Here is a 25,382-nt window from a genome sequence, read left to right as displayed (position 1 = left end):
AGGGCTTGCATCCACCGACCCACGGCGCAAGTCGCCCCCCTCTGCCCTGCCGGGCATCTCCCCCACAAGGGGGGAGATCGGTTTCCGCCTGCATCTCGGTAGCGGACCAAACGAAAAGGCCGGGCGTCTCCGCCCGGCCTCTGTCATTCACACCTGCGTGCGATCTTACTTGATCATCGGCAGCAGTTCGCTGACCGACTTCTTGGCGTCGCCGTAGAACATCCGGGTGTTCTCCTTGTAGAACAGCGGGTTCTCGATGCCGGAATAGCCGGTGCCCTGGCCACGCTTGGAGACGAAGACCTGCTTGGCCTTCCACACCTGCAACACCGGCATGCCGGCGATCGGCGAGTTCGGGTCTTCCTCCGCCGCCGGATTGACGATGTCGTTGGAGCCGATGACGATGACAACGTCCGTGTTGGGGAAGTCGTCATTGATCTCGTCCATTTCCATGACGATGTCATAGGGCACCTTGGCTTCGGCCAAGAGCACGTTCATGTGGCCCGGAAGACGGCCCGCCACCGGATGGATGGCGAAGCGCACGGACTTGCCGGAAGCCCGCAGCTTGCGGGTGAGTTCCGAGACCGCCTGCTGCGCCTGGGCGACTGCCATGCCGTAGCCCGGCACGATGATGACGCTGTCGGCTTCATTGAGAGCGGCTGCCACGCTTTCCGCGTCGATCGCCACCTGCTCGCCGGAGATCTCCATCGCGGGACCCGTGACCGTGCCGAAGCCGCCGAGGATGACCGAGATGAAGGATCGGTTCATCGCCTTGCACATGATGTAGGACAGGATCGCACCCGAGGAGCCGACCAGCGCGCCGGTGACGATCAGAAGATCGTTGCCGAGCGTGAAGCCGATCGCCGCCGCCGCCCAGCCGGAATAGCTGTTCAGCATGGACACGACCACCGGCATGTCGGCGCCGCCGATGCCCATGATCAGGTGATAGCCGATGAAGAAGGCGAGCAGCGTCATCAGGATGACGGCCCAGATGCCGGCGCCGTTGAAATACAGAACAAGCAGGATCAGCGAGGCGATCGCCGCACTGGCATTGAGCATGTGCCCGCCCGGCAGCTTCTTCGCCTTGCCGTCGACCTTGCCGGCCAGCTTGCCGAAGGCGACGACGGAGCCGGTGAAGGTGACCGCGCCGATGAACACGCCAAGGAAGACCTCGACCTTGAGGATGGCGACCAGAGCACCGCTCGGATCGGCCAGCTTGTGCGCCAGAACGGCGGCAAAGCCGGTGAGCGCATGGCGCGCCGCCTCGTCCATGCCGGCAACCCGGCCGAGTTCGAGCTCGGCATTGTAGCCGATGAACACGGCGGCAAGGCCGACGAAGGAGTGGAGCGCCGCAACCAGCTGCGGCATCTCGGTCATCTGCACGCGCGAGGCGACGTAATAGCCGAGCACGGAGCCGCCGGCGATCATCACCAGGATGACGAACCAGTTGCCGACATCCGGTCCGAAGACGGTGGCAGCGACGGCAAGCCCCATGCCGACAATGCCGTACCAGACGGCGCGCTTGGCGCTTTCCTGGCCGGAAAGTCCGCCGAGCGAGAGGATGAATAGAACGGCCGCAGCGATATAGGCGGCGGAAACGATACCGATCGTCATGACCCTATCCCCCTCAAGACTTCTGGAACATGGCGAGCATGCGCCGGGTGACGAGGAAGCCGCCGACGATGTTGATCGTGGCGATCAGCACCGAAAGCGCGGCCAGGATGACGATGAGCCAGTTGCCGGACCCGACCTGCAGCAGGGCACCGATGATGACGATGCCGGAAATGGCGTTCGTCACCGCCATCAGCGGCGTGTGCAGCGAGTGGCTGACATTCCAGATCACCGAGAAGCCGATGAAGCAGGCGAGCACGAAGACGATCAGATGCGCCATGAACTCGGACGGCGCATAGGCGCCGACCAGCGCCATCAGCAGTCCGCCGATCACCAAGAGGCCGACCTGGTTGCGGGTCTGCACCTTGAAGGCGGCGACCTCCTTGGCCCGCTTCTCCTCCGGCGTCAGCTCCTTGACCTTTTCCTTCGGCTTGGCCGCGGCGATCGCCTGGATCTTCGGCGGCGGTGGCGGATAGGTGATCTCGCCGTCCTTGGCAACGGTCGCGCCGCGGATGACGTCGTCTTCCATGTTGTGGACGATCATGCCGTCCTTGGCCGGCGTGAGGTCCGTCATCATGTGGCGGATATTGGTCGAGTAGAGCGTCGAGGCCTGGGCCGCCATGCGGCTCGGGAAGTCGGTATAGCCGACGATCGTCACGCCGTTCTCCGAGACGATTTTCTGGTCCGGCACGGTCAGGTCGCAATTGCCGCCGCGTTCGGCGGCAAGGTCGATGACCACCGAGCCCGGCTTCATCGAAGCCACCATGTCGGCGAGCCAGAGCTTCGGCGCGTCGCGGCCGGGGATCAGCGCCGTGGTGATGACGATATCGATCTCGGGCGCGAGTTCGCGGAACTTGGCCAGCTGCTTCTCGCGGAATTCCGGCGAGGAAGGGGCCGCATAACCACCAGTCGCCGCCCCGTCCTGGGTCGCTTCGAACTCGAGATAGACGAACTGGGCGCCCATCGATTCGATCTGCTCGGCCACCTCGGGACGCACGTCGAAGGCGTAGGTGATGGCGCCGAGCGAGGTCGCCGTGCCGATCGCGGCAAGACCGGCGACGCCGGCGCCGATGACCAACACCTTGGCCGGCGGAACCTTGCCGGCGGCCGTCACCTGGCCGGTGAAGAAGCGGCCGAAATTATTGCCGGCCTCGATCACGGCGCGATAACCGGCGATATTAGCCATCGACGACAGCGCGTCCATCTTCTGGGCGCGGGAAATACGCGGCACCATGTCCATGGCGATGACATTGGCGCCCTTGTCCCGGGCGCGTTCCAGAAGCTCCTTGTTCTGGGCCGGGTAGAAGAAGGAAATCAGCGTCTTGTCCGAAGACAGACGCTCCACTTCCACCGTCTCCGGCGGACGCACCTTGGCGATCACGTCGGCGCTGGCATAGAGCGCCTCGGCGCCCTCGACCACCTCGACACCGACGGCGCGGTAGGCGTCGTCGGAAAAGCCGGCAGCCTTGCCGGCTCCGCCTTCGATGATGCAGTCATAGCCCAGCTTTTTCAGCTGAAGCGCGCTGTCGGGGGTCATCGCGACGCGTGCCTCCCCCGCAAACAACTCCCGTGGCGAACCGATCTTCAAACCCGTCTCCCATCTCGCATTAGGCTAAAGTCGAACAATTTCGGCGTGAAAACGAGCAGAATGCGACAATCATGTCCAGCCCACTTTCCCCCTCATGTGAGGGTTTCGCGCGGATGATACGGCTCAGTCAACGAATAATCCACAACTGCCGCTTCCTGCGGCGATTGGCTCTCCCGACGCCTCCGGTCCGGACGGAACAAATTCGCCTCTCGAAGGTTCAATCTGCGGCAAAAAAAGAATGGAGAGCATCATGCTGCAATGAATTCTGATCTTCCTGGCGATTGCCGCCGTCGCCAGCCTCCTCGGCTTTCGCGGCGTTGCCGGCGCCTCGGCGGGAATTGCGAAAATTCTGATCTTCATCGTGCTGGTGATCTTCATCATCGCCCTGTTTGCCGGCGTGCTCGTGGTCGCCTGACCGGAAGCACCGGACGGCAGAAGAGACCGTCGGCCTTACCGCCGACGGTTTTTTTATGGCCGGAATTTTGTCTCGCCGGAGGAGAACCGGCAAAGGAAGGCTTCAGATGAGGGGCCGCAGTTGCGGCGTACCGGGATTCCAGTTCGCCACCGACTGCAGCCCCTCGGGGTCGAGGACCTCGCAGCCCCGGTCGAGCCATTGGATCAGCCCGCGCTCGGCCAGCTTGCGCAGCGTCTTGTTGGTATGGACGATCGACAGGCCCAGCGTATCAGCGACGTGCATCTGGGTTACCGGCACATGGCGGCGCTCCTCGTCGAGCAGACCGGCATTGCGCCCACGCTCGAACAGGAAGGCCAGCAGATAGGCGGCCCGCTCGGTGGCCGTACGCCGGCCGACGCTGAGCAGGTGCTCGTCGAGAATGCTCTCCTCCCGCGCCGCCAGCCAGGTCAGGTCGAAGGCCAGCCCCGCATGCTTCTCGAACAGGTTGAACAGGCGGCTTCGCTCGAAGACGCACAGCGTGACCGGCGTCAGCGCCTCGACGGAATGCTGCATCTCGGCCATCACCGCCCCCTGCAGCCCGACCATGTCGCCCGGCACGACATAGTTGAGGATCTGCCGGCGACCGTCTTCGAGGATCTTGTAGCGGAACCCCCAACCTTCCAGTAGTGTATAAAGATGGGCGCTATGGGAGCCTTCGACGATCACGGTCGCGCCCGCGTCGGCGTTGAGGTCGCCGCGCTTGAAATGCGATACGAAGTCGAGTTCCTCGCCGGTGAACGGACGAAAGTGCTTCTTCTGGCGCAAAGGGCATTCGAAACAGCTGACACGAACCGGGTTCTTACGAGAGTCGATGGCCATGCACTGTTCCCTTGTTTCAGCGCCGGAGGAATACCGGCGACCGCCCGGCCGGGCATGTCTTATTTAAATGACCTCCTTCACCAAAGGGCCGATAAGGCGCTTTGGCAAAAAAGGAACAGCCATGACCAACCCGTCGCTGCGCGTTCTCGTTGCGGAGAACCAGTACCTGATCGCGATGGAAGTCGAACAGATTCTTGTCGACGCCCTGGAGTGCACCGTGACCATCGTGCCGCTTGCCCGCCTGGAACAACAGCTTGGTGAAGGTCATTTCGACGTCGTCCTGTTCGACAGCGCCCCGATGCCTGCCGTCAACCTCGATCGGGCGCGGCGGGTGAAGGAAAGCGGCGCAGCCGTCGTCATCCTCTCGTCCTATGACGACGTCAGCTCGGAATCCTCCGCAATCCAGGCCTTCCCCGTCGTCGCAAAGCCCATATTCGCGGAGGATCTCGTTCGTGCCGTCAAGGCGGCGACGCGCGCCTCGGCCTGAACCTCAAACCGCGAAGGCGCGCTTGGTGACGGCGGAACTATGGGCATCCGGACCGTAGTCGCCTTCGCCGCTGACGCCGAGGATCTCCTGCAGCTTGTTGCGTGCACGGTTGATGCGGCTCTTGATGGTGCCCACCGCGCAGCCGCAGATCTCGGCGGCTTCCTCATAGGCGAAACCCGACGCGCCGACCAGGATGATCGCCTCGCGCTGGTCGCTGGGCAACTGATCCAGCGCCTTCTTGAAATCCTGCAGGTCGAGCGAACCATACTGCTGCGGATGGGTCGACAACTGCGCCGTAAAGAAACCGTCGCTGTCGGACACTTCGCGCCCGCGCTTGCGCATCTGCGAATAGAATTCGTTGCGCAGGATGGTAAACAGCCAGGCCTTCATGTTGGTACCCGGCTCGAAATGATCCTGCTTCGCCCAGGCCTTCATGATGGTGTCCTGGACCAGGTCATCGGCGACGTGATGGCGCCCGGTGAGCGACACGGCAAACGCACGCAGATTCGGCAAAGCTGCGAGCAGGTCCCGCTTGAACGAGCGTTCGATGGACGCGGCATCATCCGTCATTGTGCTGAATCCTTGATGCGAAGAGATTCGTCTGCCTGTTGCTCGGCCCGGTCGAGCTTCTCCAGGAGGCTGAGGAAGCGGTCGGGTATCGCTTCATCCTGCACCGACTGGTAGAGCTGGCGCAACTGCGTAGCAATGCCGGGCTGTGAATCAGCCATGATCTGTCTTTCCCTGGCTGATGGATCGTCTGTTGAACTGGTCATGCTTTTCCAACGGGGTTATGTCTCTCATGGCGTCACAACGGTCGACCGGACCGAAGGTTCCGCATGGGAGCTGATATTTTCCGACGCCTTTTCAAGGGTCAAACACGGTGGTGAAGTGATCGAAGTTCTGCGATGGAACAATTTGGCCCGCGCGTCGTTTTTCTGCCATCGAAATAGGAGAACCGCCATGCTTTACTACGCCCTCGTCTTCCTCGTCGTCGCTCTGATCGCCGGTGTACTCGGTTTCGGCGGCATCGCCGGTGCATCTGCCGGCATCGCCAAGATCCTGTTCCTGGTGTTCATCGTGCTCTTCCTCATCTCTCTCGTATCGCAGCTCTTCCGCCGCCGCGCCTGAGCGGAACGAGCAATAACGGAGAATCGAAAGAGCCGGGTTTGTCCCGGCTCTTTTCGTGTGAATGCCGGACATCAGCGTAGAGTTGCCTGAGGACTTTGACAAACGCCAAAAGTCCGCCAGGACGGCGGATCAGGTCGAACAGCCGTGCGTCCGCAAGGCCTAGAATAGCGCCGAAGCGATCATGACGACGAATGCGAGAAGGATCAGCGAGACGACAATCGCCGTCGAAGCGCGCCAGCGCGGCGGGACCATGAACCCGAGGCCCGTGTCGAGCTTCGCCTCCTGCGCGATTTCGCGCGTCTGGAGGTCGATACGGCGATTTCTTTCGGTGAAATTGTTGGACATCACTTGGCGTCCTCATAGCTGTCGAACGGACCTGCGCCGGGCTTCATGGTGGTGGCGGAAAAGGCCTTGACGGCAACGGTCGCCCTGGACGTCGCGGTGAGCGCGGAAAGCTTGACCGGATCGATCGTGCGGCGGATCTGCCGGCCGGCCAGCAGTTCGGCATTGACCGGAACGCAGTCGCCATAGATCAGCTTGGCCATGCGGCGCGCCTTGTCCATCTCGCTCGGGAGCGCGGCCCGACACTCGGCACCGGAGGCGTAGGAGATGACCGCGGCCGGCTCTTCGAGACAGCTGGTTTGCTGGGGATGGCATGCCACGAGTACCATGAGTGCAGCAAGCGTGTTCATCGACGTTCTCCTTGTTGGGAGGTTAACGTCGATGTTCCATGTAAGTTCCCTGAGAGGCCGCCGAAGGGCCTTGTTTTCGCCGTTTTGCGGCGATCAGCCGACCGGCGGAGCGTGGATGATGTCGTGGATATACTGCAGCTTGCCCAACACCGGCGCCGACAGCACGAAGGGATAAAGATCCCGCTGGCCCATGCTGCGGTTGATGCTGTTGATGGCGATGGTGAGCGGCACCCAGGCGTCGAGCAGCACGCGTGCATTGATCGCCCGGTAGCTGTCGAATGTGGTCGTCAACGCCAGTTCGGGCGCTTCGGTTTCGGGATGGGTCCTGAGGCCGAAGGCATCGGCCGTGTCCAGCGCATCGACGATGTGGAAGTAGTGCGCCCAGGTCTCGGCAAAGTCCTCCCAAGGGTGGCTCGCCGCATAGGCGCTGACATAGGATTGTTCCCAGCCCGGCTCCGGCCCCTGCGCATAATGCTGCTGGAGTGCCGCGCCATAGTCCTGGCGCTCGTCGCCGAACAGGGCGCGAAAGGCCTCCTGGCCGCCCCTGTCGCGCACCAGCCGATCCCAGTAGTAGTGCCCGACCTCATGGCGGAAATGACCGATCAGCGTACGGAACGGCTCGCCGAGTGACACCCGGCGCGCCTCCCGCTCCGCATCCGACGCCTCGGCGATGTTGAGCGTGATCAGGCCGTGGGCATGACCGGTCAGCACCGGAGATGCGGCTTCGTTCTCGTCGGCCAGGAATGCGAAGCCGAGCCCGTTCTCCGGATCGTCTGCGCGGGTCACGAGCGGCAAGCCGAAGCGCATGAGGGAATAGATCAGGTAGCGTTTCGCCAGTTCGATCCGCTGCCAGTTTTCGACATTCTGCTGGGTCGCCAGATTGGGGATGGTCAGATTGTGCCGGCAGGCCATGCAGAAGCCCGACGCATGACCGTCCTCGACCAGCCAATTGCAGGCACCCATCCCGGCATTGGCACAGGGGGTAAGCTCGGTCTTGCGCTCGGCCGGGTCGCGAAAGGCACTGCCGTCCGGTTCCATGGCGACCATCTCGAACCGGCTCGGGCGGTAGGCCAGCCGCATGCCGCAACTGACGCAGCCACTGTTGTCGAAATGGACGACATTGGCGCAATTGGAGCAGTGGAAGATACGCATTCGAGGCTCCCGTGACGAAGGAAGGCGCGGCAGGAAGGCATGGGGCGGCAGCGCGGCACTGTGGCCAGAGCCCCGAAGCGACGGCGTCGGGCTGTGCCGACCGAACAAGTCATCAAACCACGAATCGTTCCGCCACGATCCGCCTATTCGTAGATTTCCTGCGGGAACGTCAGTTCGTAGCTAACCTGATCGCGCTCCAGCCGATGGTGGACATGGCCGTTGACCGAGGAGGGCACGACCCGTTCGAGCACCGTGCTGCCGAACCGTGCCGTCTTTGCCGCCGCGACCGCCTCGTCGTCGAGCGGCCCGACCGGCTCGACCCACGTCACGCGAATCTGCGGTCCGGTGCCGGTCTCGATCCGCTCGCATCGGACCTCGATCGGGCGCCGCCGCGCCAGGAAGTCACCGTGGCTTACCGCATTGACGATCAACTCATGGAGCGCCAGACCGATATGCAGCGAGGCATTCGGGGTCAGGAGCACGTCTTCGCCCGAAACCTTCACCAGATCGGCGTTCTCCTGCACATACCGATCGACCTGCTGCTTCAGCAGGTCGCGAAAATAGGCGCCGCGCCAGCTCGAATCGGTGATCAGGTCCTGCGATTGCGACAGGGCGTGCAGCCGGCCGCGGAACTTCGCAAGGAAGGTCTCGAACGAGCCGGAATAGCGGGCGGTCTGCGACGCAATGCTCTGGATGATGGCGAGCAGGTTCTTCGAGCGGTGGCTGACCTCGCGCAACAGCGCCCTGAGCAGCCGCTCGCGCCGTCGGTCCTCCGTCCGGTCGATCACCACGGTCAGCATGTTGACCTCCTGGCTGCTCATTTCGACGATGCGACAACGGAATTCGAAGAAGGTGTCGTCCCCGGCTTCAATTTCCAACTCGGCGCGATCACCGGGCTGGGTCAGCCCGGCTTTCAGTTCCTGGAGGCGAGCGCCGATCTCGGACCCGAAGATCGCCTCATCGCTCGGGGTCACGCCCGGCCTCAACGACCAGCGGGCCGGCAGGGTGGTAATGCAGATATAACGCCCGCCCCTGTCCTGCAGGGTCAGGCTGGCACTCATGTCGATCAAGGCGGTTATGAAGAACTCGCGCAATTTGTCATCGCCGCGCTCAGGTGCATACCATGTCAACCGATGTACCAACTTCTCACTCCGCCGCTGCTCGGCTATCCGTTCCTGGCCTGTCGGCCTTCATGCCCCGGACGTGCGGAGCGCACCCATCCCCCGGCCCCTCCGAGCGCCGCTCAGACGCCCTCGACCACTCGCTCGTTGAAGAACAGGGCCTGGCTGATCAGCGCCTTGACCATGTCGGGGTTAAACGGCTTGGTCACGAGGAAGGCCGGTTCGGGCCGCTCGCCGGTCAGCAGGCGCTCCGGGAACGCCGTGATGAAGATCACGGGAACGGTGTCGACCTTCAGGATGTCGTTGACCGCGTCGATGCCCGAGCTGCCGTCGGCCAGCTGGATGTCGGCGAGCACCATCTTCGGGCTGGTCCGCTTGTAGAGCTCGACGGCTTCCGCATGGGTGCGGGCGATGCCGGTGACGCGATGGCCGAGATCCTCGACCATCTGCTCGATGTCGAGCGCGATCAGCGGCTCGTCCTCGATGATCATGATGTCGGTCGCCACCTGGCGCGAAATCTCGGAGGATGCCTCGTTGAACAGGGCGTTGAATTTCGCCTCGTCGACCCCGAGAATCTCCGCCGCTTCGGCTGGCGAAAAACCTTCGACGGTGATCAGCAGGAAGGCATGGCGCGCGCGCGTCGGAACGCTTGCGAGATTGGCCGCCGCGCGCTTTTCCCACGCGAAGGGCGAGGAGACATCCGGGATCTCCACCTGGGTGGAATCGAACAGCGTGACGAACAGCTTGTAGAGAGAAACGCGATCGTTGGCGCCCTTGGGGAAGATCGAGATGTCGGCGATCAGTGCTTCAAGCGCTGCCGCGACATAGGCGTCTCCGGAAGTCTGTGAGCCGGTGACGGCTCGTGCGTATCGCCGAAGGTATGGCAGGTGAGCGGCAACGCGGGCGGTAAGAGACATGCGGTTTCTCCAATTGAATACAGTATGGGTGCGGACTGGGCTGGAAACGCGCCTTGCGAAAAAAAGTTCCGCCGATAAGGAACTTTTTTCCGTTGACCCACTTAATAGACTAATCTCAATTTCGACCAGGGGACAAACGGGGCTTCATGACAATGCCGGATAAGAAATCCGAACAGGGCGAGCGGCCCGACGCCGCGGCGTCGAGGAAGCAGGATGCCAATGCGATGATCGCCCAGAAGCTCCGTGGATATTACGACAGCATCATCCAGGAAGGCACGCCTCCGGCGTTTCTCGACCTTCTTGAGCGTCTCGACAAGGCTGAGCGCGACGAAAAAGGCTGAACCGGGTCCGCACCTTGGTCCTCGTCTTTCCCACCTTGAGCCCCATCCCGCGCCAAAACCGGCTCGGCTGAGAGCAGCGTTAGCTGCGATCTCGGGGACGCCGTCCGAATCCGCGACTGCGCGCCAGCACATAGACCAGACTGCTCACCATGATCGTCGTGACGATCGGGCTCTCCCGCATCATGCCCGGCAGTTCGGAAACCAGCCGCGCCGTAACCGGATCAGGCCCTTGCGCCGCCATGGCCGCCTGCCGCTCCAGCATCCGGCGCTCGGTCTGCCGATTGAGCACGGCAACGACGGCCAGCACCACCAGCGCTCCCGCCATCGCCGCAGCAGCAACCACCAGGGCTGCCGCCACAGGTCCAGCCTGCGACGCGACATAAAAGGCCAGCGCCATCACCAATGCCACATAGGCGGTCAGCACGAAGACCATGGCGATGACCCCGCCGATCGTCTTGCGCTTGACCTCGACCGCGGTCGTCGCGACATTTCCCAATGCCAGGACGACGATCTGCTCGATCAATCCGCGCATCGATCAGCGCCGGCTCAGCAGGGCGGCCACGAAGCCGACGCCGGCTGCAATGGCGATCGCCTGGAGCGGCTTGTTGCGGATATGCGCCTCAAGATCCTGCTCGGCAGAGATCAGGCTGCTGCGCGCGCTTTCGACGTACTGGGCGGAAGCGTCCGCGGCTTCCGCGCCGAGCTGGCTTGCCCGGTTGCTCGCTTCCTTGAACTTGCCGGTGCCGAAGGAAGCAAGCGTCTGCGTCAGTGCGGCAATATCGCGACGCAGGTTTTCGAGTTCAGCCTGCACGTCGCCGGCGCTTGCGCTGGTTGCGATTTCCGCTTCGTCGATCAGGCTGTCTGCCTTTGCCTTCGCCTTGTCCGCCATGGATACGGTGGCCATCAGAAATCTCCTTGTGATCTGCTTCGTGCTGAAAACGTCTCAACCGCCGATCGGTTCCGGATTTTTGTAGGCCCTACGCCGATAGCGCGCAAGACTCAGTACTCCGCCCCGCAGGGCTCATGGTGCCGCACCGTCTTCATCAACCGCCTGTGCGCGGGACAATTTGCCGGCCTGCAAGTCCATGGGCGGAACTTAAGCCCGTCCGTCGCGTTGATGCACCGAGGACAACGGCCTCTACCGTGACCAACCGAGAAGGATATCGACATGAATTGGAATCAGATCGAAGGCAATTGGGAACAGTTTAAGGGCAAGGCCCAGGTTCAGTGGGGCAAGATCACCGGCGACGATCTCGACGTGATCGCCGGCAACCGCAAGCAGCTCTCCGGCAAGATCCAGGAAGCCTACGGCAAGACCGAAGAAGAAGCCGAACGCGAAATCGACACCTGGCTCGGCCGCCACTAAGATCCACTGCGCCTATTTAAAAAGCCCGGGACATCTGTCCCGGGCTTTTCTGCGTCCGGGGTCTTCATCCACGGGTAAGGTCCGCCGCGTCAGCCGACGTCGACGGCCCGTCGCCAATGCCGGCAATAGTCGGCAAGGGCAGGATCGGCAGCGATCGAGCGTTCCTCGCCGGGCTGCAGCGCAATGCCTGCCAGCAGGCCCGCCCCTTGCGCCGTGCCGGTCGGCGCCGCGCCCATCAGGACGATGACCGCGCGACCGGCCGCCGTGGCAAGGGCGCGCAGATAGATTTCGTTTGCGGCAAACGGCCCCTCGACCACGATCGGACCGCGATTGCCGATCAGATCGAGGCAGGTCGCCGTCATCATCGCCGCATAGAGCGAGGCGGCGACCCGGCGCTCGGCATCCGTCTTCGCCACGCCCAGCCATTCCATCCTGCGCCCCGGATAGGGTCCGGAGCCTGCCGCGACATTGGGGAGTACCATGACCGAACGCGAAACGACGGCTTCCAGCGCCTTGTCCAGTTCCGCCTCGGTCTTTGGTTCCAGCTGCTCCGTCAGCATTTCGTATTCGCGTCCGCCCATGAAGCGTGCCGAGGGCACGGCACGGCCGAAGGCATCGACATTGGCAAGCGTGTCGCGTTTCGGATCAAGCCCCTCGAGATTGCCGCCGACGGCAAAACACACGACCCAGGTTCCGGTCGATACCACGGCAAAGGGCGCCTCACGCCGCAAGAGATGCGGCAGCAGCGACGCATTGGAATCGTGAATGCCGCAATGGACCGGCACCGGCGCTTCAAGGCCGATCCGCTCGCAGTTCTCCGGCAGGAGCGGTCCGAGCGCATCGAAGGCCGGCCGCACCGGCGCCATCAGGGAGCGGATGTCGAGCCGGTCGACCAGCGTCGAATAGGTCCCCTCACCCGGCAGCCAGAGATCGGTGTGGCAGCCGAGCGACGTCACCTCGTTGGCGGCGATCCCGGTCAGCCGGTAGGCCCAGTATTGCGGATAGGTGAGGACGGTGGCGACCCGCCCGAAATAGTCGGGAAAAGCGGTCTTCTGGAAATGCAGCTGCGCGCCGAGATTGAGCCCGCCGGACAGCCGGGGAGAACAGGTCCCGGCAAAGTCCGGGCGCAGCCGGTCATAGGCTTCGCGGATGGCCTCAGGATATTCGAATTCGTAGTCAAGCACGGGCAGTGCCAGCCGCCCCTGCGCGTCGAGAAGGGCGGCACTCGCCCCATGCGTGGTGATCGAGATCGCCCCGAAGCCCGGCGCGCGGGCGAAGTCCGAAAGTGCCGAGAGGATGAAGCTCCACAGCGCCTCGACATCATAATGCGGATAGGGGGTGGCGCCGATCACCCGGTTGGGTGTCCTGCGCACCGCGATTTCCGCCCCGCTCGTTCCGTCGAGCACGACGACCTTGGCATTGGTCTTGCCGATGTCGATGACCGCCACGCGGGCATGTTTGGAGGCGGTCATGGCAGATGGAACACCGTGACGAGATCGGTCGCGACCGGCGAATTGTCCGGATTGCTCTCCATGATGTCGGCCATATGCGCCCACCAGCGCTTCATCACCGGATGCTCCGGCAGGCTCGCCATGGTGTGGTCCTTGGGGCGGCTGAGAACGCCGAACAGGGTGTTGGTCTCGCGGTCGAGATGGATCGAATAGTCGCTGACGCCCGCCTCGTGCAGCAGGTCGACAAGCTCCGGCCAGATCTCGTCATGGCGCTTCTTGTATTCCGCCTCCATGCCGGAATGGAGTTTCATCTTGAAGGCGTGTCTTTCGAGTTCACTCATCGTGCCGCCCTCGCATTGCGGATGCGCCGGCCGATGATCGGCAGCGCGATGGTGACGATCAAGAGCAGGCCAATGAAGATCGACATGACGATGCCGGGCACGTTGAGGAGGCCAAGGCCGAAGGTCACGAGGCCCATGACGAAGGCGGCGATCACCACGCCGGCGATCGTTCCGGCGCCACCGAGAATTGACACCCCGCCGAGCACCACCATGGTCACCACTTCAAGCTCCCACCCTTGCGCGATCGACGGCCGGGTCGAGCCGAGCCGCGAGGTGAGGCAGACGGCGGCAATGCCGCTCATCAGGCCGGTCAGCAGGAAGAGGATGAACTTCACCCGCTCGACCGGAATGCCAGAGAAGCGTGCGGCGAGCGGATTGTTGCCGATCACATAGACCTGCCGGCCGAAATTGGTGGCGTGCAGCAGCACGGCGAACAGTCCGGCCATGACGAGAAACAGCACGAACTCGAAGGAGAACACCCAGAACACGTAACCCTGGCCGAAGAAGGCGAAATCGGCCGGGTATTTGCCATAGGCCTGGTCGCCGAGCACGATATAGGAAATGCCGCGGAACAGGCTCATCGTGCCGATGGTCACGACGATCGACGGCAGTTTCAGCCCAGCGACAAGAATGCCGTTGAAGGCGCCGCAGGCGAGACCGGTGCCGATGCCGATCGCCACCAACCCCGGCGCGCCGATGCCCATCTGCGCCGCATAGCCCATCGCGGTGGAGGCGAGCGCAATGATCGCGGCGACCGACAGGTCGATCTCGCCGGCGATGATCAGGAGCGCCATGGCAAAGGCGATCATCGCCTTTTCGGTGAAGTTGAAGGTGGCGTCCGACAGGTTCCAGGCGTCGAGGAAATAAGGAGATGCCAGCGAATTGGCGATGAAGATCACCACCGCCACCCCGAACAGCAGCACTTCCCAGCTGGCCAGCAGCCGCTTGAATGGCGTGCCCAGCCGATCCGGGATCTGGCGGCGAGTGGGCGTGGTTTCGGAAGTCGCGGTGCTCATGCGATCACCTCCTGGCTGTCCTTGGCTGCGCGGTCGCGCAGGATGATGCGGCCCTTCTTGGCCTCGGCCCGGGCGTTGAAGACGACGGCGAGCACGATGACGACGCCCGAGATCGCCATCTGGGCGAAAGGCGAGATGCCGATGACCGGCAAGGCGTTCTTGATCACGCCGAGGAACAGCGCGCCGAGCACGGTGCCGATCACCGAGCCGATGCCGCCGGCGATCGATACGCCACCGATGACATTGGCAGCCACGCTGTCGAGTTCGAAGCCGGCGGCGATATCGACATAGGCGACCGCATAGCGCGACACCCAGAGATAGCCCGAAAGACCGGCGAGCGCCCCCGACAGCACGAAGGCGAGGAAGCGGGCCCGGCCGACATCGATGCCCGCATAGACGGCCGCCGTCGGATTGCCGCCCGCCGCATAGGTCGAGCGGCCGAAGGGCGTGCGGGTCAGCACGAACCAGATCAGGAAGACGATGGCGATCGCCGCCCAGGACAGGATCGGCATGCCCAGCACGCTGATGCGCGGCAGGCCGAGGAAGTCCGGCGTCATCTGATGCGCGTTGACCCAGCTGCCGCCCGACAGCACGAAGGCCATGCCGCGATAAATGGTGAGCGTGCCGAGCGTCACGACGATCGGCGGGATCTGCAGCAGCCAGACGAGAAAGCCGTTGATCGCGCCGAGCGCCGCGCCGATGCCGATCGAGATCACGATCAGCAGCGCCAGCGGCAGGCCGGGATAGGCGGCATCCAGCATGGCGACCGCCATGCCGGTGAAGGCGAGATTGGCGGCGACCGACAGGTCGATCGATTTGGTCAGGATGACGGTCATCTGGCCGAGCGCCAGGATGATCAGGATCGAGGTGTCGTTGAAGATCGTCGCCAGATTGCCCGGCGTGGCGAAGTTCGACGCCCGCGTCGAGAAGCCGGCGATCATCACGACGATGATCAGCGCCAGCAGGATTTCGCGGTTCTTGAGAAGCCGTTGCATGTCGAATGTCCTTAGCGGTTGCCGGTCGCGGCGCGCACCAGCGTCTCGGCGGTGAGGCCGTCGCGGTCGTAGAGCCCGGCCATCAGCCCCTCGTGCATCACCAGCACGCGGTCGGACATGCCGAGAATTTCCGGCAGTTCCGACGAGATCATGATGATCGACAGCCCCTCGCCCGCGAGTTCGGAGATGAAGCCGTGCACGGCCGCCTTGGAGCCGATGTCGATGCCCTTGGTCGGCTCATCGAGAATGATGACCTTCGGCTGCGTGGCAAGCCACTTGCCGATCACCACCTTCTGCTGGTTGCCGCCCGACAGCGTACCGACCGGCACCGAGAGTGCGGCGGCGCGCAGGTCGAGCCGCTCGGCATATTTGCGGGCGAGCGACAGTTCGTTGGCGACCTTGAGGAAGCCGCGCGCGGACGTGCGCGCCAGCGACGGCAGCGACATGTTCTGGTAGATCGGCATTTCGAGCGCCAGGCCATGGCGGCCGCGCTCTTCCGGCACGTAGACGATGCCGGCGGCGATCGCGTCGGCGGGCGTGCGGATCGATATCTCCCGGCCTTCGAGCGAAAGCCGGCCGGATGCCGGCGCGGTGATGCCGAACAGCGACTGGCAGAGTTCGGAGCGCCCGGCGCCGATCAGGCCGTAGACGCCGAGAATCTCGCCCTTTTTCAGGTCGAAGGAAATGTCGCGGAATTCGGTGTCGTGGCAATAGCCCTCGACCGAAAGCACCGTACCGCCGATCCGGGCGGGCACCTTCGGGAAGACATCATGCACGTCGCGGCCGACCATGAGCCGGACGATCTCGTCCTGCGGCGTGGCTTTCAGCGCGCCCGAACCGACCATCTTGCCGTCGCGGAAGACGGCATAGTTTTCGGCGATTTCGTAGACCTCGTCGAACTTGTGGCTGATGAACAGGATCGCCTTGCCCTGGCGCTTCAGCCCCTCGACGATGCGAAACAGGTCGTCGATCTCCTTGCGAGACAGGGCCGCCGTCGGCTCGTCCATGATGACGATGCGGGCCTCGACCGACAGTGCCCGAGCGATGGCGACCAGATGGCGCTGGGCGATCGACAGGTCCTTTAGGCGAATGGTCGGGTCGATGCTGCTTTCCAGCTCCGCCAGCAGTTGGCGGGCGCGCTGGTTGATGGTCTTCCAGTCGATCAGGCCGAACCGTGTGCGCGGCGCATGGCCGAGAAAGATGTTTTCGCCGACGGTCAGTTCATCGAACAGCACGGTTTCCTGGTGAATTGCCGTCACGCCGGCATCGATCGCAGCTTGTGCATTGGCAAAGGCGATCGGCCGGCCGTCGACCAGGATCTCGCCCTCGTTCGGCCGGTAGATCCCGGTCAGGATCTTGACCAGCGTCGACTTGCCGGCCCCGTTCTCGCCGATCAGCGCCGTCACCTTGCCCGGATAGAGCGCGATGTTCACGCCATCGAGCGCCTTCACGCCCGGAAAAATCTGCGAAATGCCGCGCATTTCGAGAATGGGCGTGTCGGCGGCGGCGATTGCCGCATCTAGCTTTTGGGTTTGAACACTCATCATCAGGCTTTACCGGTCAATTCATTGAAAACAGGCGGCAGCACCCCCCTCTGCCCTGCCGGGCATCTCCCCCTCAAGGGGGGAGATCGGCAAGCAGCGATGTCTCGCCCTTTATCTTCGCAGTCGACGGCGGCGACACTTCAGCCACGCCGTCATTCGCCATGGCGAGGCGGCGGCCCCATCCAATCTCCCCCCTTGAGGGGGAGATGCCCGGCAGGGCAGAGGGGGGGCACCACTCGCAGTCGGCAGATCGAAAATCAGAAGATCTTCGAGAACTCGTCGATGTTCGACGAATTGTAGACGAAGGGATCGGCCATGGCCGCTTCGCCGTTGTCGCCCACCTTGATCTTGCCCATGCGGCCGGCTTCGATTTCCGAGCCCGGTGCGCCGTCGGTGTCACCCTTGACCAGGCGATAGGCGATCTGGGTGGCCGAGTAACCGAGGTCGATCGGGTTCCAGATGGCGAATTCCTTGGTCGCGCCCGACTTGATGGCGCCGGCCATTTCGGACGGCAGGCCAAGGCCGGTCACGAAGACTTCGCCGATCTTGCCGGCATCCTTGACGGCCTGCGAGGCGGCCAGCACACCGACCGTGGTCGGAGCAACGATGACCTTGACGTTCGGCGAGGACGACAGAAGGCCGTTGGCTTCGCGGTAGCTCTTGTCGGCCAGGTCGTCACCATAGACGGTCGTGGTCAGGTTGAGGTCCGGGAAGTCCTTGAGCTGCTTCTTCATTTCCTCGATCCAGATGTTCTGGTTGGTCGAGGTCGTGGTAGCCGAGAGGATGGCGAAGTCGCCCTTGCCGCCTTCAAGATGGTTGGCCGCGAGCTGCAGGCACATCTTGCCGATCAGTTCGTTGGACGAGGGGTTGAGGTGCATGATGCGGCCTTCGGCGGCAACGCCCGAATCCCACGAGATGACCTTGATGCCGCGCTGGGCGGCCTTCTTCAGCGCCGGAACGACGGCGTCCGGATCATTGGCCGAAATCGCGATGGCGTCGACGCCCTGGGCGATCAGCGAATTGATGACTTCGATCTGGCCTTCGGCCGTGGTCGTCGTCGGTCCGGTATAGATGATCTCGACGCCGCCGAGTTCCTTGGCGGCTTCCTCGGCGCCCTTGTTGGCAGCTTCGAAGAAGCCGTTGCCGAGCGACTTGACCACCAGCGCGATCTTCATGTCGGCCGCGTTGGCACCCGACGCCATGGCCATGGCGGCAAGGGCCACACCGGCGAGCAGTGTCTTGGACAGTTTCATTTGGTCTTCCTCCCAGGTTGATAGACTGCTTTGAACTCCCCACGCGGCCGGATCACATCATGCGACCGACGTGGTATCCTCCTTCTCGGCCGAAGCCAGCGGCTTGACCGTAATGAGCTTGATGCCGGCATCGGTGACCATGGCGGCCGCCTCGTCGGGAATCTTGTCGTCGGTGATGATCGTCGAGACGTTCTCGAGCGGACACAGGATCAGGCTGGAGCGCTTGGCGAACTTGCTGGAATCGACCATGACAATCAGCTCGTCCGCCTGGCGCACCAGCTTTTGCTCGCTCTGGATAACCAGCGCGTCCGACTCCATCACGCCATGCGCGTTGATGCCCTGGGCTCCGATGAAGATACGCCGCGCATAGAAATTGCGGATCGCGTCATTGTCGAAGGGCGAAAGGATCAGGCTCTGGTCGCGGTAGATCGCCCCGCCCGGCACCGACACCGTGCACTTCGAATGCTTCACCAGGTGCTCGGCGATGGCGAAGGAATTGGTCATCACCTGCAGGCGGCGCGCCGACATGAAATGCACCATCTGGAAGGTCGTCGTGCCCCCGTTGATGATGATCGAGTCGCCTTCCTCGCACAGATCGACCGCCGCGCGCGAAATTGCGCGCTTCTTGTCGATGTTGACCGATTCGGAAACGCGGAACGGTCGCGCGGCGAGATTTCCGAGCTGCGGCGGATGCACCGCCTCGGCCCCGCCACGAACCCGACGGAGCTTTCCCTGCACGTGAAGCGACGCGATATCCCGGCGGATCGTGGCCTCTGAAGCCTCGGTCAGCTCGGCGATATCCTGCACGGTGATGACCGGCTTTTCCTGGATCGCGCTTAATATGATGCGATGACGTTCGCGTTCGTGCATGGGCTCCTCCTGAGCGTGATTTATCCGGATTGCTTTTATGCTGTCAATCACAAACGATCAAAAAAGATAATGTTGCGTCGCACAATGAATGTTTGTGATCGAAATTGATTGACAACTGTCCGCAGGATGCGCGATACCGTCGACCAGAAGGAGATGGGCCGCCTCGCGCGCCGCCCATGAATCGACACGCACAGGGAGGAAGCAATGACGGGCCAAACCCGCCTTCTCGAAAACCGTTGGGACGACGCTTACGCTGCAAAGCTCGACGAGCCCGGCAAGCTGCTCTACCGGTCCAATCTCTTGGGCGCCGACAAGCGCATCACCAATTACGGTGGCGGCAACACCTCGGCAAAGGTCATGGAAACCGATCCGCTGACCGGCGAGAAGGTTCGCGTCATGTGGGTCAAGGGTTCCGGCGGCGACGTCGGCACGATCAAGCTCGACGGTTTCTCCACCCTCTACATGGACAAGCTCGAAGCGCTGAAGACGCTCTACAAGGGCGTCGAGGACGAGGACCGCATGGTCGGCTTCCTCCCGCATTGCACCTTCAACCTCAACCCGCGCGCCGCCTCGATCGACACGCCGCTGCATGGTTTCGTGCCGTTTACCCATGTCGACCACATGCATCCTGACGCGATCATCGCGATCGCCGCTTCGAAGAACTCGAAAGAGCTGACGAGCCAGATCTTCGGCGCCGACATCGGTTGGCTGCCCTGGCGCCGTCCGGGCTTCCAGCTCGGCCTCGACCTCGAAGCCTTCGTCAAGGCCAACCCGACCGCCAAGGGCGTCGTGCTGGAAAGCCACGGCCTGTTCACCTGGGCGAACGACGCCAAGGACTGCTACCTGCTGACGCTCGAGATCATCAACAAGGCGATCGAGTGGTTCGCCAAGGAAACCGAAGGCAAGACCATCTTCGGTGGTGCCGTCGCCAAGAGCCTGCCGGAAGCGGAACGCCGCGCCATTGCCGCGAAGCTGATGCCGGAAATCCGCGGCCGCATCGGCAAGACGGAGCGCAAGCTCGGTCATTTCGACGACCAGGCCGCCGTGCTCGAATTCGTCAACTCCAGGGATCTTCAGGCGCTGGGAAGCCTCGGCACCTCCTGCCCCGACCACTTCCTGCGCACCAAGATCCGCCCGCTGATCGTCGATTTCGATCCGGCGAAACCTGACGCCGATGCCGTGATCGCCGGCCTCGACAAGGCGCTGGAAGACTACCGCGCCGACTACACGCGCTACTACGAGACCTGCAAGCACGCCAATTCGCCGAAGATGCGCGACCCCAATCCGGTCATCTTCCTGGTCCCGGGCGTCGGCATGCTGTCCTTTGCCAAGGACAAGGCGACCGCCCGCATCGCCGGCGAATTCTACGTCAACGCCATCAACGTGATGAAGGGCGCCTCGACGGTTTCCGAATACCAGGGCCTGCCCGCACAGGAAGCCTTCGACATCGAATACTGGCTGCTCGAGGAAGCGAAACTCCAGCGCATGCCGAAACCGAAGTCGCTGGCCGGCCGCGTCGCCTTCGTCACCGGCGGCGCCGGCGGCATCGGTCGCGCCACGGCCGAGCGGCTGATGGCGGAGGGCGCCTGCGTGGTGCTCGCCGACATCGATGCCGGCGCGCTCGCCGATACCATGACCGATTTCGCCAAACGCTACGGCGGTGACAGCGTTCGCTCCGTCACCCTCGACGTGACCAAGGAAGAGGCCGTCGCCTCCACCTTCGCCGAGGCCTGCATCGAATTCGGCGGCGTCGACATTCTCGTCTCCAATGCCGGCATCGCCTCTTCGGCGCCGGTCGAGGACACGACGCTTGCGATGTGGAACAAGAACATCGACATCCTCGCCACCGGCTATTTCCTCGTCTCGCGGGAGGCCTTCCGCCTCTTCCGCCGCCAGGCGATCGGCGGCAATATCGTCTTCGTCGCCTCGAAGAACGGCCTTGCCTCCTCGCCCAACGCATCTGCCTACTGCACCGCCAAGGCCGCCGAGATCCATCTCGCCCGCTGCCTGGCGCTCGAAGGCGCAGACGCCGGTATCCGCGTCAACACGGTCAATCCGGATGCGGTATTGCGCGGCTCGAAGATCTGGAACGGCGAATGGCGCGAACAGCGTGCGGCCTCCTCCAAGATCGAGGTCACCGATCTGGAAGAACACTACCGTAAGCGTTCGATGCTGAAGCTCAACGTCTTCCCCGAGGACATCGCCGAGGCGATCTACTTCCTCGCCTCGGACCTCTCGGCCAAGTCGACCGGCAACATCATCAATGTCGATGCCGGCAACGCCCAGAGCTTTACGCGCTGATCAAGCCTCCCAAGCCCGCCACGGCGCAAATGCCGTGGCGGTGGCCGCTATCTCCGCAGGATCACCCAGATGGCGTGAATGATCCCCGGAACATAGCCGCACAGGGTCAGCAGTATGTTGAGCCAGAAATGCAGGCCGATACCCACCTGCAGGAAGACACCGACCGGCGGCAGGATGATGGCGAGCAGTATGCGTACGACGTCCATGAATGCCCCATCTTGCAATGATCGAATTGACGTAGAACGCGGACCGACGACAATCGTTCGCGGGGAGGAGGAGAATACATGACGGACAGCCAGATTTCGTCGGACCTGATCGGCGCCGAGAACGACAAGCGCGCAGCCGCGCTCAAATCCGACTATGCGGCGCTCGGCGAAAAGCTCGCCCGCGGCAATGTCGACATCGAGACGGTCACGGCCAAGGTCGCCGACTTCTTCGTCGCCGTTCCCTCCTGGGGCGTCGGCACCGGCGGCACCCGCTTTGCCCGTTTCCCGGGCCTTGGCGAACCGCGCCACATCTTCGACAAGCTCGACGACTGCGCCGTCATCAACGAACTGACGCGCGCCACGCCGACGGTCTCGCTGCATATTCCGTGGGACAAGGCCGATCCGAAGGAACTGAAGGCCAAGGGCGAGGCGCTGGGCTTGGGCTTCGACGCGATGAACTCCAACACCTTCTCGGATGCGCCCGACCAGGCCCATTCCTACAAATATGGCTCGCTCTCGCACGTCGATGCGGCAACCCGCGCCCAGGCCGTCGAGCACAACATCGAATGCATCGAGCTTGGCAACGCGATCGGTTCCAAGGCGTTGACCGTCTGGGTCGGCGACGGCTCCAACTTCCCCGGCCAGACGAATTTCACCCGCCAGTTCGAGCGCTATCTCGCCGCCATGGCCGACATCTACAAGGCGCTCCCCGACGACTGGCGGATCTTCTCCGAGCACAAGATGTACGAGCCGGCCTTCTATTCGACGGTCGTGCAGGACTGGGGCTCCAACCTGCTGATCGCCCAGACGCTGGGCGACAAGGCCTTCTGCCTCGTCGACCTCGGCCACCATGCGCCCAACACCAATATCGAGATGATCGTCGCCCGCCTCATCCAGTTCGGCAAGCTCGGCGGCTTCCATTTCAACGATTCGAAATATGGCGACGACGACCTCGATGCCGGTTCGATCGAGCCCTATCGCCTGTTCCTCGTGTTCAACGAACTGGTCGATGCCGAACATCGCGGCGTCAAGGGTTTCCATCCGGCCCACATGATCGACCAGAGCCACAACGTCACAGACCCGATCGAAAGCCTGATTTCGAGCGCCAACGAGATCCGCCGCGCCTATGCCCAGGCCCTGCTGGTCGACCGCGCAGCGCTTGCCGGTTTCCAGGACGGCAACGACGCGCTGATGGCGACCGAAACGCTGAAGCGCGCCTACCGCACCGATGTCGAGCCGATCCTCGCCGAAGCCCGCCGCCGCGCCGGCGGCGCCATCGACCCGGTCGCTGCCTACCGTGCCAGCGGCTATCGCGCCAAAGTCGCCAGCGAACGTCCGGCCGTCAAGGGCGGCTCCGGCGGCATCGTCTGAACGCCGAAGTCACCACCCAAATATTTCGCAATGCCGGGCTCGTCCCGGCATTGTCCGTTTTGCGCCTGCCGACCGTTTGAGCGCCAATCCGGCCTTGCCATCGTGATTTCCCCTATTTCTAATGCGCTCGCCTGAGCAAGGAGTGCTGAAAACCGATGCTGAAGATCGTCTTTCTCGACCGCGACACGCTTTCCCCCGAAACCGTTCTGCGCGCGCCCGCCTTTCCCCACGAACTGATCGTTCATGATCGGACTACGCCGGATAAAGTCGCCGAACGCATCGCAACGGCCGACATCGTCATCTCCAACAAGGCGCCGCTCAACCGCGAAGCCTTAAGCCGCGCGCCGCGCCTGAAGATGATCGCGGTCGCCGCCACCGGCACCGACATCGTCGATCTGGCCGCCGCCCGCGAACAGGGCATCACGGTCTGCAACATCCGCAACTACGCGAAACACACCGTGCCGGAACACACCTTCGCGCTGATGCTGGCGCTGCGCCGCTCGATCCTGCCCTATCGCCAGTCGGTGCTCGACGGCCGCTGGCAGCAGGCGGCGCAATTCTGCTTCTTCGACCACCCGATCGCCGACCTCGGCGGCTCCACGCTCGGCATCATCGGCAACGGAACGCTCGGCAAGGCCGTCGGCCGCATCGCCGAGGCCTTCGGCATGACCGTACTCGTCGCCGGCCGCAAGGGCTCAAGCGAACTCAAGCCCGGCCACACGCCATTCGACGACGTGATGCGCCGGGCCGATGTCATTACCCTGCACTGCCCGCTCAACGCCGAGACCCGTGGCATCATCGGCGCGCGCGAGTTCGCCCTGATGGAGAGAAAGCCGATCCTGATCAACACCGGCCGCGGTGGACTGGTCGACGAACAGGCCCTGGAGCAGGCGCTGGAAAAGGGCGAAATCGCCGCCGCCGGCTTCGACGTCACCGACGGCGAACCGCCGACCGCCGACAGCTCTATGATGCGCATCGCCGCCCGCCCGGACGTCATTCTCACGCCCCACGTCGCCTGGGCCAGCCGCGAAGCCATCCAGGCGCTCGCCGACCAGCTGATCGAAAACATCGAGCTTTTCGTTGTCGGCACACCAAGGAACCTGGTGGGCTAAGTCCGGAAGATGCCCTTAGTGGCGAGGCGGATACCATCGCCCCTCGAAGAGACCACCCTCGCCTTCTCATTCAGTGGTTGCCCCTCACCCTGACCCTCTCCCCGCAAGCGGGGAGAGCGACTGTCTTGGCAATCAAGCGTTTTGCCATGGTTTTGCGTCCCTGATGATGGCGTTGAGGATGGTCAGCAGCTTGCGCATGGTAGCGACGACGGCGACGATCTTGGGCTTGCCTGCCGCCACGAGACGGTCGCGGAAGGCCTTGAGGACCGGGTTGTGCCGGCTGGCGACGAGGGCCGCCATAAAGAGCACAGCCCGCACCTTGCCACGGCCTCCGCCGATGAAGCTCTTGCCTTTCCACGTACCCGATTGCCGGGTCCAGGGGGCGAGACCCGCAAGAGACGCGATCTGCCGCCTGTCGAGGCTGCCCAGTTCCGGCATTTCGGCGAGAAGCGTGCGGGCGGTCGCCGGTCCCACCCCCGGCACCGACGTCAGCAGGGTCTCGCGCACCCGCCAGACGGGCGACTTGCGGATGTGGGCGTCGAGGTCCTTGTCGAGGCTTTCCAGCTCGCGCCGAAGCGCCGCAAGCAGGCGCTTGATGCTCTTCTGCGCCTCTTTCGCCAGGACCATCTTCGCCCGGTTCTCCTCGGCCACGATCATCTGGACGATCTGTCGCCGGCGCGCCACGAGCGCCGAAAGCGCCTGGGTTTCGGCATCCTTGAGCGGCCGAAGCTCGGGCTTTGTCGCGGCCACGAAGGCTGCGATCACCGCCGCATCGATCGGGTCGGTCTTGGCCCGGCGACCGATCGCATGGGCATAGGCGCGGACCTGGGCCGGGTTGACCACAACGACGGCAAGCCCGGCTGCGGACAGTCCCGCCACCGCGGCCGTCTCGAAGCCGCCGGTGGCTTCAAGTGCGACCACCTCGGCCCCGATCGGCTCAAGCCGCGACACCAGATCGTCGATGCCGGCTTGCGTGTTCGCCACCTGGAAGACCAGACCGGACGGCGCCACGGCCACATCCAGGCGATCCTTCGATACATCGATGCCAACAACAATATCCATCTTATCCCATCCTTGCCTAAACGGACTTTGCCTGCGCAAGCGGCCCTGGCGACTGTTCGGGTTCGATGGAACGGCGGACGGAGACCCTTGCTCTCCCACGGGCTTGGTGTCCCAAAGGTAGGTCGGTCTCCCATCCGCCACCGCACCTGGCAATACACCGCCAAATGCTGTGTTTGGGAAGTTACAA

The 25,382-nt window shown here is 63.4% G+C and carries 29 protein-coding genes; 8 read left to right on the top strand and 21 right to left on the bottom strand.

Annotated elements, in window-relative coordinates; translation table 11 throughout:
• Window positions 1-165: 165 nt before the first annotated feature.
• Both L867_RS0120115 and L867_RS0120110 read right to left on the bottom strand, forming a co-directional pair.
• Window positions 166-1,611, bottom strand: coding sequence for an NAD(P)(+) transhydrogenase (Re/Si-specific) subunit beta (locus tag L867_RS0120115; protein ID WP_028738520.1), 1,446 nt, complete (start codon window positions 1,609-1,611; stop codon window positions 166-168).
• 13 nt (window positions 1,612-1,624) lie between these two features.
• Complete coding sequence (locus L867_RS0120110) at window positions 1,625-3,196, bottom strand: Re/Si-specific NAD(P)(+) transhydrogenase subunit alpha (protein WP_028738519.1); 1,572 nt, start codon at window positions 3,194-3,196, stop codon at window positions 1,625-1,627.
• 262 nt (window positions 3,197-3,458) lie between these two features.
• On the opposite strand from L867_RS0120110, the gene L867_RS27175 reads away from it, so the two are divergent.
• Window positions 3,459-3,611 (top strand): DUF1328 domain-containing protein, encoded by a 153-nt coding sequence (locus tag L867_RS27175; RefSeq protein ID WP_232363982.1) that lies wholly within the window; start codon window positions 3,459-3,461, stop codon window positions 3,609-3,611.
• A 102-nt stretch (window positions 3,612-3,713) separates the two neighbouring features.
• Here the strand turns inward: L867_RS27175 and L867_RS0120100 are convergent, their stop codons facing one another.
• On the bottom strand, window positions 3,714-4,469 hold the full coding sequence (locus L867_RS0120100) for a Crp/Fnr family transcriptional regulator (protein WP_028738517.1): 756 nt from the start codon (window positions 4,467-4,469) through the stop codon (window positions 3,714-3,716).
• Window positions 4,470-4,590: 121 nt separating this feature from the next.
• Between L867_RS0120100 and L867_RS0120095 the strand changes: the two genes are divergently transcribed.
• Window positions 4,591-4,956, top strand: a complete 366-nt coding sequence (locus L867_RS0120095; protein WP_028738516.1) for a DNA-binding transcriptional response regulator — start codon at window positions 4,591-4,593, stop codon at window positions 4,954-4,956.
• Between the two features lie 3 nt (window positions 4,957-4,959).
• Here L867_RS0120095 and L867_RS0120090 read toward each other — a convergent pair whose 3' ends face one another.
• Window positions 4,960-5,526: an RNA polymerase sigma factor gene (locus L867_RS0120090; RefSeq protein ID WP_028738515.1), complete on the bottom strand. Its 567-nt coding sequence runs from the start codon at window positions 5,524-5,526 to the stop codon at window positions 4,960-4,962.
• Window positions 5,523-5,684, bottom strand: a complete 162-nt coding sequence (locus L867_RS27775) for a NepR family anti-sigma factor (protein WP_181141521.1) — start codon at window positions 5,682-5,684, stop codon at window positions 5,523-5,525. The genes L867_RS0120090 and L867_RS27775 overlap by 4 nt, the downstream gene beginning before the upstream one ends.
• A gap of 232 nt (window positions 5,685-5,916) precedes the next feature.
• Here L867_RS27775 and L867_RS27170 point away from each other — a divergent pair, with 232 nt between their 5' ends.
• Window positions 5,917-6,084 carry a DUF1328 domain-containing protein gene (locus L867_RS27170; RefSeq protein ID WP_028738513.1) on the top strand — a complete coding sequence of 56 codons (168 nt, stop codon included), beginning with the start codon at window positions 5,917-5,919 and terminating at the stop codon, window positions 6,082-6,084.
• A gap of 159 nt (window positions 6,085-6,243) precedes the next feature.
• On the opposite strand, the gene L867_RS0120070 is transcribed toward L867_RS27170, so the two are convergent.
• From L867_RS0120070 to L867_RS0120050, 5 genes are all read right to left on the bottom strand, one after another.
• The gene (locus L867_RS0120070; RefSeq protein ID WP_028738512.1) at window positions 6,244-6,429 is read right to left on the bottom strand and encodes a hypothetical protein; all 186 of its coding nucleotides are present in this window, start codon (window positions 6,427-6,429) and stop codon (window positions 6,244-6,246) included.
• Complete coding sequence (locus L867_RS25905) at window positions 6,429-6,776, bottom strand: hypothetical protein (RefSeq protein ID WP_051439127.1); 348 nt, start codon at window positions 6,774-6,776, stop codon at window positions 6,429-6,431. The genes L867_RS0120070 and L867_RS25905 overlap by 1 nt, the downstream gene beginning before the upstream one ends.
• A 93-nt stretch (window positions 6,777-6,869) precedes the next feature.
• Entirely contained in the window at window positions 6,870-7,928 is a 1,059-nt protein-coding gene (locus L867_RS0120060; protein WP_028738511.1) for a zinc-binding metallopeptidase family protein, read from the bottom strand.
• 143 nt (window positions 7,929-8,071) lie between these two features.
• Window positions 8,072-9,022, bottom strand: coding sequence for a sensor histidine kinase (locus L867_RS0120055; protein WP_232363980.1), 951 nt, complete (start codon window positions 9,020-9,022; stop codon window positions 8,072-8,074).
• Between the two features lie 149 nt (window positions 9,023-9,171).
• Window positions 9,172-9,966, bottom strand: a complete 795-nt coding sequence (locus tag L867_RS0120050; protein ID WP_028738509.1) for a response regulator — start codon at window positions 9,964-9,966, stop codon at window positions 9,172-9,174.
• A gap of 146 nt (window positions 9,967-10,112) precedes the next feature.
• Here L867_RS0120050 and L867_RS28075 point away from each other — a divergent pair, with 146 nt between their 5' ends.
• Window positions 10,113-10,307, top strand: a complete 195-nt coding sequence (locus L867_RS28075; RefSeq protein ID WP_084638664.1) for a NepR family anti-sigma factor — start codon at window positions 10,113-10,115, stop codon at window positions 10,305-10,307.
• Window positions 10,308-10,386: 79 nt separating this feature from the next.
• On the opposite strand, the gene L867_RS0120040 is transcribed toward L867_RS28075, so the two are convergent.
• Together L867_RS0120040 and L867_RS0120035 are read right to left on the bottom strand one after the other, a co-directional pair.
• The gene (locus tag L867_RS0120040) at window positions 10,387-10,839 is read right to left on the bottom strand and encodes a hypothetical protein (protein ID WP_028738507.1); all 453 of its coding nucleotides are present in this window, start codon (window positions 10,837-10,839) and stop codon (window positions 10,387-10,389) included.
• A 3-nt stretch (window positions 10,840-10,842) separates the two neighbouring features.
• Window positions 10,843-11,211 carry a DUF883 family protein gene (locus L867_RS0120035; protein WP_084638663.1) on the bottom strand — a complete coding sequence of 123 codons (369 nt, stop codon included), beginning with the start codon at window positions 11,209-11,211 and terminating at the stop codon, window positions 10,843-10,845.
• 264 nt (window positions 11,212-11,475) lie between these two features.
• On the opposite strand from L867_RS0120035, the gene L867_RS0120030 reads away from it, so the two are divergent.
• On the top strand, window positions 11,476-11,673 hold the full coding sequence (locus L867_RS0120030) for a CsbD family protein (RefSeq protein ID WP_028738505.1): 198 nt from the start codon (window positions 11,476-11,478) through the stop codon (window positions 11,671-11,673).
• Window positions 11,674-11,762: 89 nt separating this feature from the next.
• Here the strand turns inward: L867_RS0120030 and L867_RS0120025 are convergent, their stop codons facing one another.
• The 7 genes from L867_RS0120025 to L867_RS0119995 all read right to left on the bottom strand — a co-directional run bounded on the left by L867_RS0120025 (window position 11,763) and on the right by L867_RS0119995 (window position 19,143).
• Window positions 11,763-13,145, bottom strand: a complete 1,383-nt coding sequence (locus L867_RS0120025; protein ID WP_028738504.1) for an FGGY-family carbohydrate kinase — start codon at window positions 13,143-13,145, stop codon at window positions 11,763-11,765.
• Entirely contained in the window at window positions 13,142-13,465 is a 324-nt protein-coding gene (rhaM, locus tag L867_RS0120020) for an L-rhamnose mutarotase (protein WP_028738503.1), read from the bottom strand. Before rhaM ends, L867_RS0120025 begins: the two co-directional genes overlap by 4 nt.
• A complete protein-coding gene (locus tag L867_RS0120015) occupies window positions 13,462-14,481 on the bottom strand; it encodes an ABC transporter permease (protein WP_028738502.1) in 1,020 nt (339 codons plus the stop codon). Before L867_RS0120015 ends, rhaM begins: the two co-directional genes overlap by 4 nt.
• Window positions 14,478-15,476 carry an ABC transporter permease gene (locus L867_RS0120010; protein WP_028738501.1) on the bottom strand — a complete coding sequence of 333 codons (999 nt, stop codon included), beginning with the start codon at window positions 15,474-15,476 and terminating at the stop codon, window positions 14,478-14,480. The genes L867_RS0120015 and L867_RS0120010 overlap by 4 nt, the downstream gene beginning before the upstream one ends.
• An 11-nt stretch (window positions 15,477-15,487) precedes the next feature.
• On the bottom strand, window positions 15,488-17,023 hold the full coding sequence (locus L867_RS0120005) for a sugar ABC transporter ATP-binding protein (RefSeq protein WP_028738500.1): 1,536 nt from the start codon (window positions 17,021-17,023) through the stop codon (window positions 15,488-15,490).
• 254 nt (window positions 17,024-17,277) lie between these two features.
• The gene (gene rhaS, locus L867_RS0120000) at window positions 17,278-18,273 is read right to left on the bottom strand and encodes a rhamnose ABC transporter substrate-binding protein (RefSeq protein ID WP_028738499.1); all 996 of its coding nucleotides are present in this window, start codon (window positions 18,271-18,273) and stop codon (window positions 17,278-17,280) included.
• A gap of 57 nt (window positions 18,274-18,330) precedes the next feature.
• The gene (locus tag L867_RS0119995) at window positions 18,331-19,143 is read right to left on the bottom strand and encodes a DeoR/GlpR family DNA-binding transcription regulator (protein ID WP_028738498.1); all 813 of its coding nucleotides are present in this window, start codon (window positions 19,141-19,143) and stop codon (window positions 18,331-18,333) included.
• Window positions 19,144-19,347: 204 nt separating this feature from the next.
• Between L867_RS0119995 and L867_RS0119990 the strand changes: the two genes are divergently transcribed.
• Window positions 19,348-21,444 (top strand): bifunctional rhamnulose-1-phosphate aldolase/short-chain dehydrogenase, encoded by a 2,097-nt coding sequence (locus L867_RS0119990; protein WP_028738497.1) that lies wholly within the window; start codon window positions 19,348-19,350, stop codon window positions 21,442-21,444.
• Between the two features lie 47 nt (window positions 21,445-21,491).
• On the opposite strand, the gene L867_RS27160 is transcribed toward L867_RS0119990, so the two are convergent.
• Complete coding sequence (locus tag L867_RS27160; RefSeq protein ID WP_037174046.1) at window positions 21,492-21,650, bottom strand: YqaE/Pmp3 family membrane protein; 159 nt, start codon at window positions 21,648-21,650, stop codon at window positions 21,492-21,494.
• A gap of 78 nt (window positions 21,651-21,728) precedes the next feature.
• On the opposite strand from L867_RS27160, the gene rhaI reads away from it, so the two are divergent.
• A complete protein-coding gene (gene rhaI, locus L867_RS0119980) occupies window positions 21,729-23,021 on the top strand; it encodes an L-rhamnose catabolism isomerase (protein ID WP_028738496.1) in 1,293 nt (430 codons plus the stop codon).
• Window positions 23,022-23,176: 155 nt separating this feature from the next.
• Window positions 23,177-24,133, top strand: a complete 957-nt coding sequence (locus L867_RS0119975; protein WP_028738495.1) for a D-2-hydroxyacid dehydrogenase — start codon at window positions 23,177-23,179, stop codon at window positions 24,131-24,133.
• Window positions 24,134-24,265: 132 nt separating this feature from the next.
• On the opposite strand, the gene L867_RS0119970 is transcribed toward L867_RS0119975, so the two are convergent.
• Window positions 24,266-25,195: an IS110 family RNA-guided transposase gene (locus tag L867_RS0119970; RefSeq protein WP_028735757.1), complete on the bottom strand. Its 930-nt coding sequence runs from the start codon at window positions 25,193-25,195 to the stop codon at window positions 24,266-24,268.
• Between the last annotated feature and the right edge of the window lie 187 nt (window positions 25,196-25,382).

It is taken from the genome of Paenirhizobium selenitireducens ATCC BAA-1503 (assembly GCF_000518785.1).
Classification (GTDB): domain Bacteria; phylum Pseudomonadota; class Alphaproteobacteria; order Rhizobiales; family Rhizobiaceae; genus Allorhizobium; species Allorhizobium selenitireducens.
This window is presented reverse-complemented; position numbering and strand designations above follow the sequence as displayed.

Excerpts from the sequence above, each read along its gene's own strand:
- L867_RS0120115 (WP_028738520.1), bottom strand. The coding sequence starts at position 1,611 with ATGACGATCGGTATCGTTTCCGCCGCCTATATCGCTGCGGCCGTTCTA.
- L867_RS0120100 (WP_028738517.1), bottom strand. The coding sequence starts at position 4,469 with ATGGCCATCGACTCTCGTAAGAACCCGGTTCGTGTCAGCTGTTTCGAA.
- L867_RS0120095 (WP_028738516.1), top strand. The coding sequence starts at position 4,591 with ATGACCAACCCGTCGCTGCGCGTTCTCGTTGCGGAGAACCAGTACCTG.
- L867_RS0120090 (WP_028738515.1), bottom strand. The coding sequence starts at position 5,526 with ATGACGGATGATGCCGCGTCCATCGAACGCTCGTTCAAGCGGGACCTG.
- L867_RS27775 (WP_181141521.1), bottom strand. The coding sequence starts at position 5,684 with ATGGCTGATTCACAGCCCGGCATTGCTACGCAGTTGCGCCAGCTCTAC.
- L867_RS27170 (WP_028738513.1), top strand. The coding sequence starts at position 5,917 with ATGCTTTACTACGCCCTCGTCTTCCTCGTCGTCGCTCTGATCGCCGGT.
- L867_RS0120070 (WP_028738512.1), bottom strand. The coding sequence starts at position 6,429 with ATGTCCAACAATTTCACCGAAAGAAATCGCCGTATCGACCTCCAGACG.
- L867_RS25905 (WP_051439127.1), bottom strand. The coding sequence starts at position 6,776 with ATGAACACGCTTGCTGCACTCATGGTACTCGTGGCATGCCATCCCCAG.
- L867_RS0120060 (WP_028738511.1), bottom strand. The coding sequence starts at position 7,928 with ATGCGTATCTTCCACTGCTCCAATTGCGCCAATGTCGTCCATTTCGAC.
- L867_RS0120050 (WP_028738509.1), bottom strand. The coding sequence starts at position 9,966 with ATGTCTCTTACCGCCCGCGTTGCCGCTCACCTGCCATACCTTCGGCGA.
- L867_RS28075 (WP_084638664.1), top strand. The coding sequence starts at position 10,113 with ATGACAATGCCGGATAAGAAATCCGAACAGGGCGAGCGGCCCGACGCC.
- L867_RS0120040 (WP_028738507.1), bottom strand. The coding sequence starts at position 10,839 with ATGCGCGGATTGATCGAGCAGATCGTCGTCCTGGCATTGGGAAATGTC.
- L867_RS0120035 (WP_084638663.1), bottom strand. The coding sequence starts at position 11,211 with ATGGCCACCGTATCCATGGCGGACAAGGCGAAGGCAAAGGCAGACAGC.
- L867_RS0120030 (WP_028738505.1), top strand. The coding sequence starts at position 11,476 with ATGAATTGGAATCAGATCGAAGGCAATTGGGAACAGTTTAAGGGCAAG.
- L867_RS0120025 (WP_028738504.1), bottom strand. The coding sequence starts at position 13,145 with ATGACCGCCTCCAAACATGCCCGCGTGGCGGTCATCGACATCGGCAAG.
- rhaM (WP_028738503.1), bottom strand. The coding sequence starts at position 13,465 with ATGAGTGAACTCGAAAGACACGCCTTCAAGATGAAACTCCATTCCGGC.
- L867_RS0120015 (WP_028738502.1), bottom strand. The coding sequence starts at position 14,481 with ATGAGCACCGCGACTTCCGAAACCACGCCCACTCGCCGCCAGATCCCG.
- L867_RS0120010 (WP_028738501.1), bottom strand. The coding sequence starts at position 15,476 with ATGCAACGGCTTCTCAAGAACCGCGAAATCCTGCTGGCGCTGATCATC.
- L867_RS0120005 (WP_028738500.1), bottom strand. The coding sequence starts at position 17,023 with ATGATGAGTGTTCAAACCCAAAAGCTAGATGCGGCAATCGCCGCCGCC.
- rhaS (WP_028738499.1), bottom strand. The coding sequence starts at position 18,273 with ATGAAACTGTCCAAGACACTGCTCGCCGGTGTGGCCCTTGCCGCCATG.
- L867_RS0119995 (WP_028738498.1), bottom strand. The coding sequence starts at position 19,143 with ATGCACGAACGCGAACGTCATCGCATCATATTAAGCGCGATCCAGGAA.
- L867_RS0119990 (WP_028738497.1), top strand. The coding sequence starts at position 19,348 with ATGACGGGCCAAACCCGCCTTCTCGAAAACCGTTGGGACGACGCTTAC.
- L867_RS27160 (WP_037174046.1), bottom strand. The coding sequence starts at position 21,650 with ATGGACGTCGTACGCATACTGCTCGCCATCATCCTGCCGCCGGTCGGT.
- rhaI (WP_028738496.1), top strand. The coding sequence starts at position 21,729 with ATGACGGACAGCCAGATTTCGTCGGACCTGATCGGCGCCGAGAACGAC.
- L867_RS0119975 (WP_028738495.1), top strand. The coding sequence starts at position 23,177 with ATGCTGAAGATCGTCTTTCTCGACCGCGACACGCTTTCCCCCGAAACC.
- L867_RS0119970 (WP_028735757.1), bottom strand. The coding sequence starts at position 25,195 with ATGGATATTGTTGTTGGCATCGATGTATCGAAGGATCGCCTGGATGTG.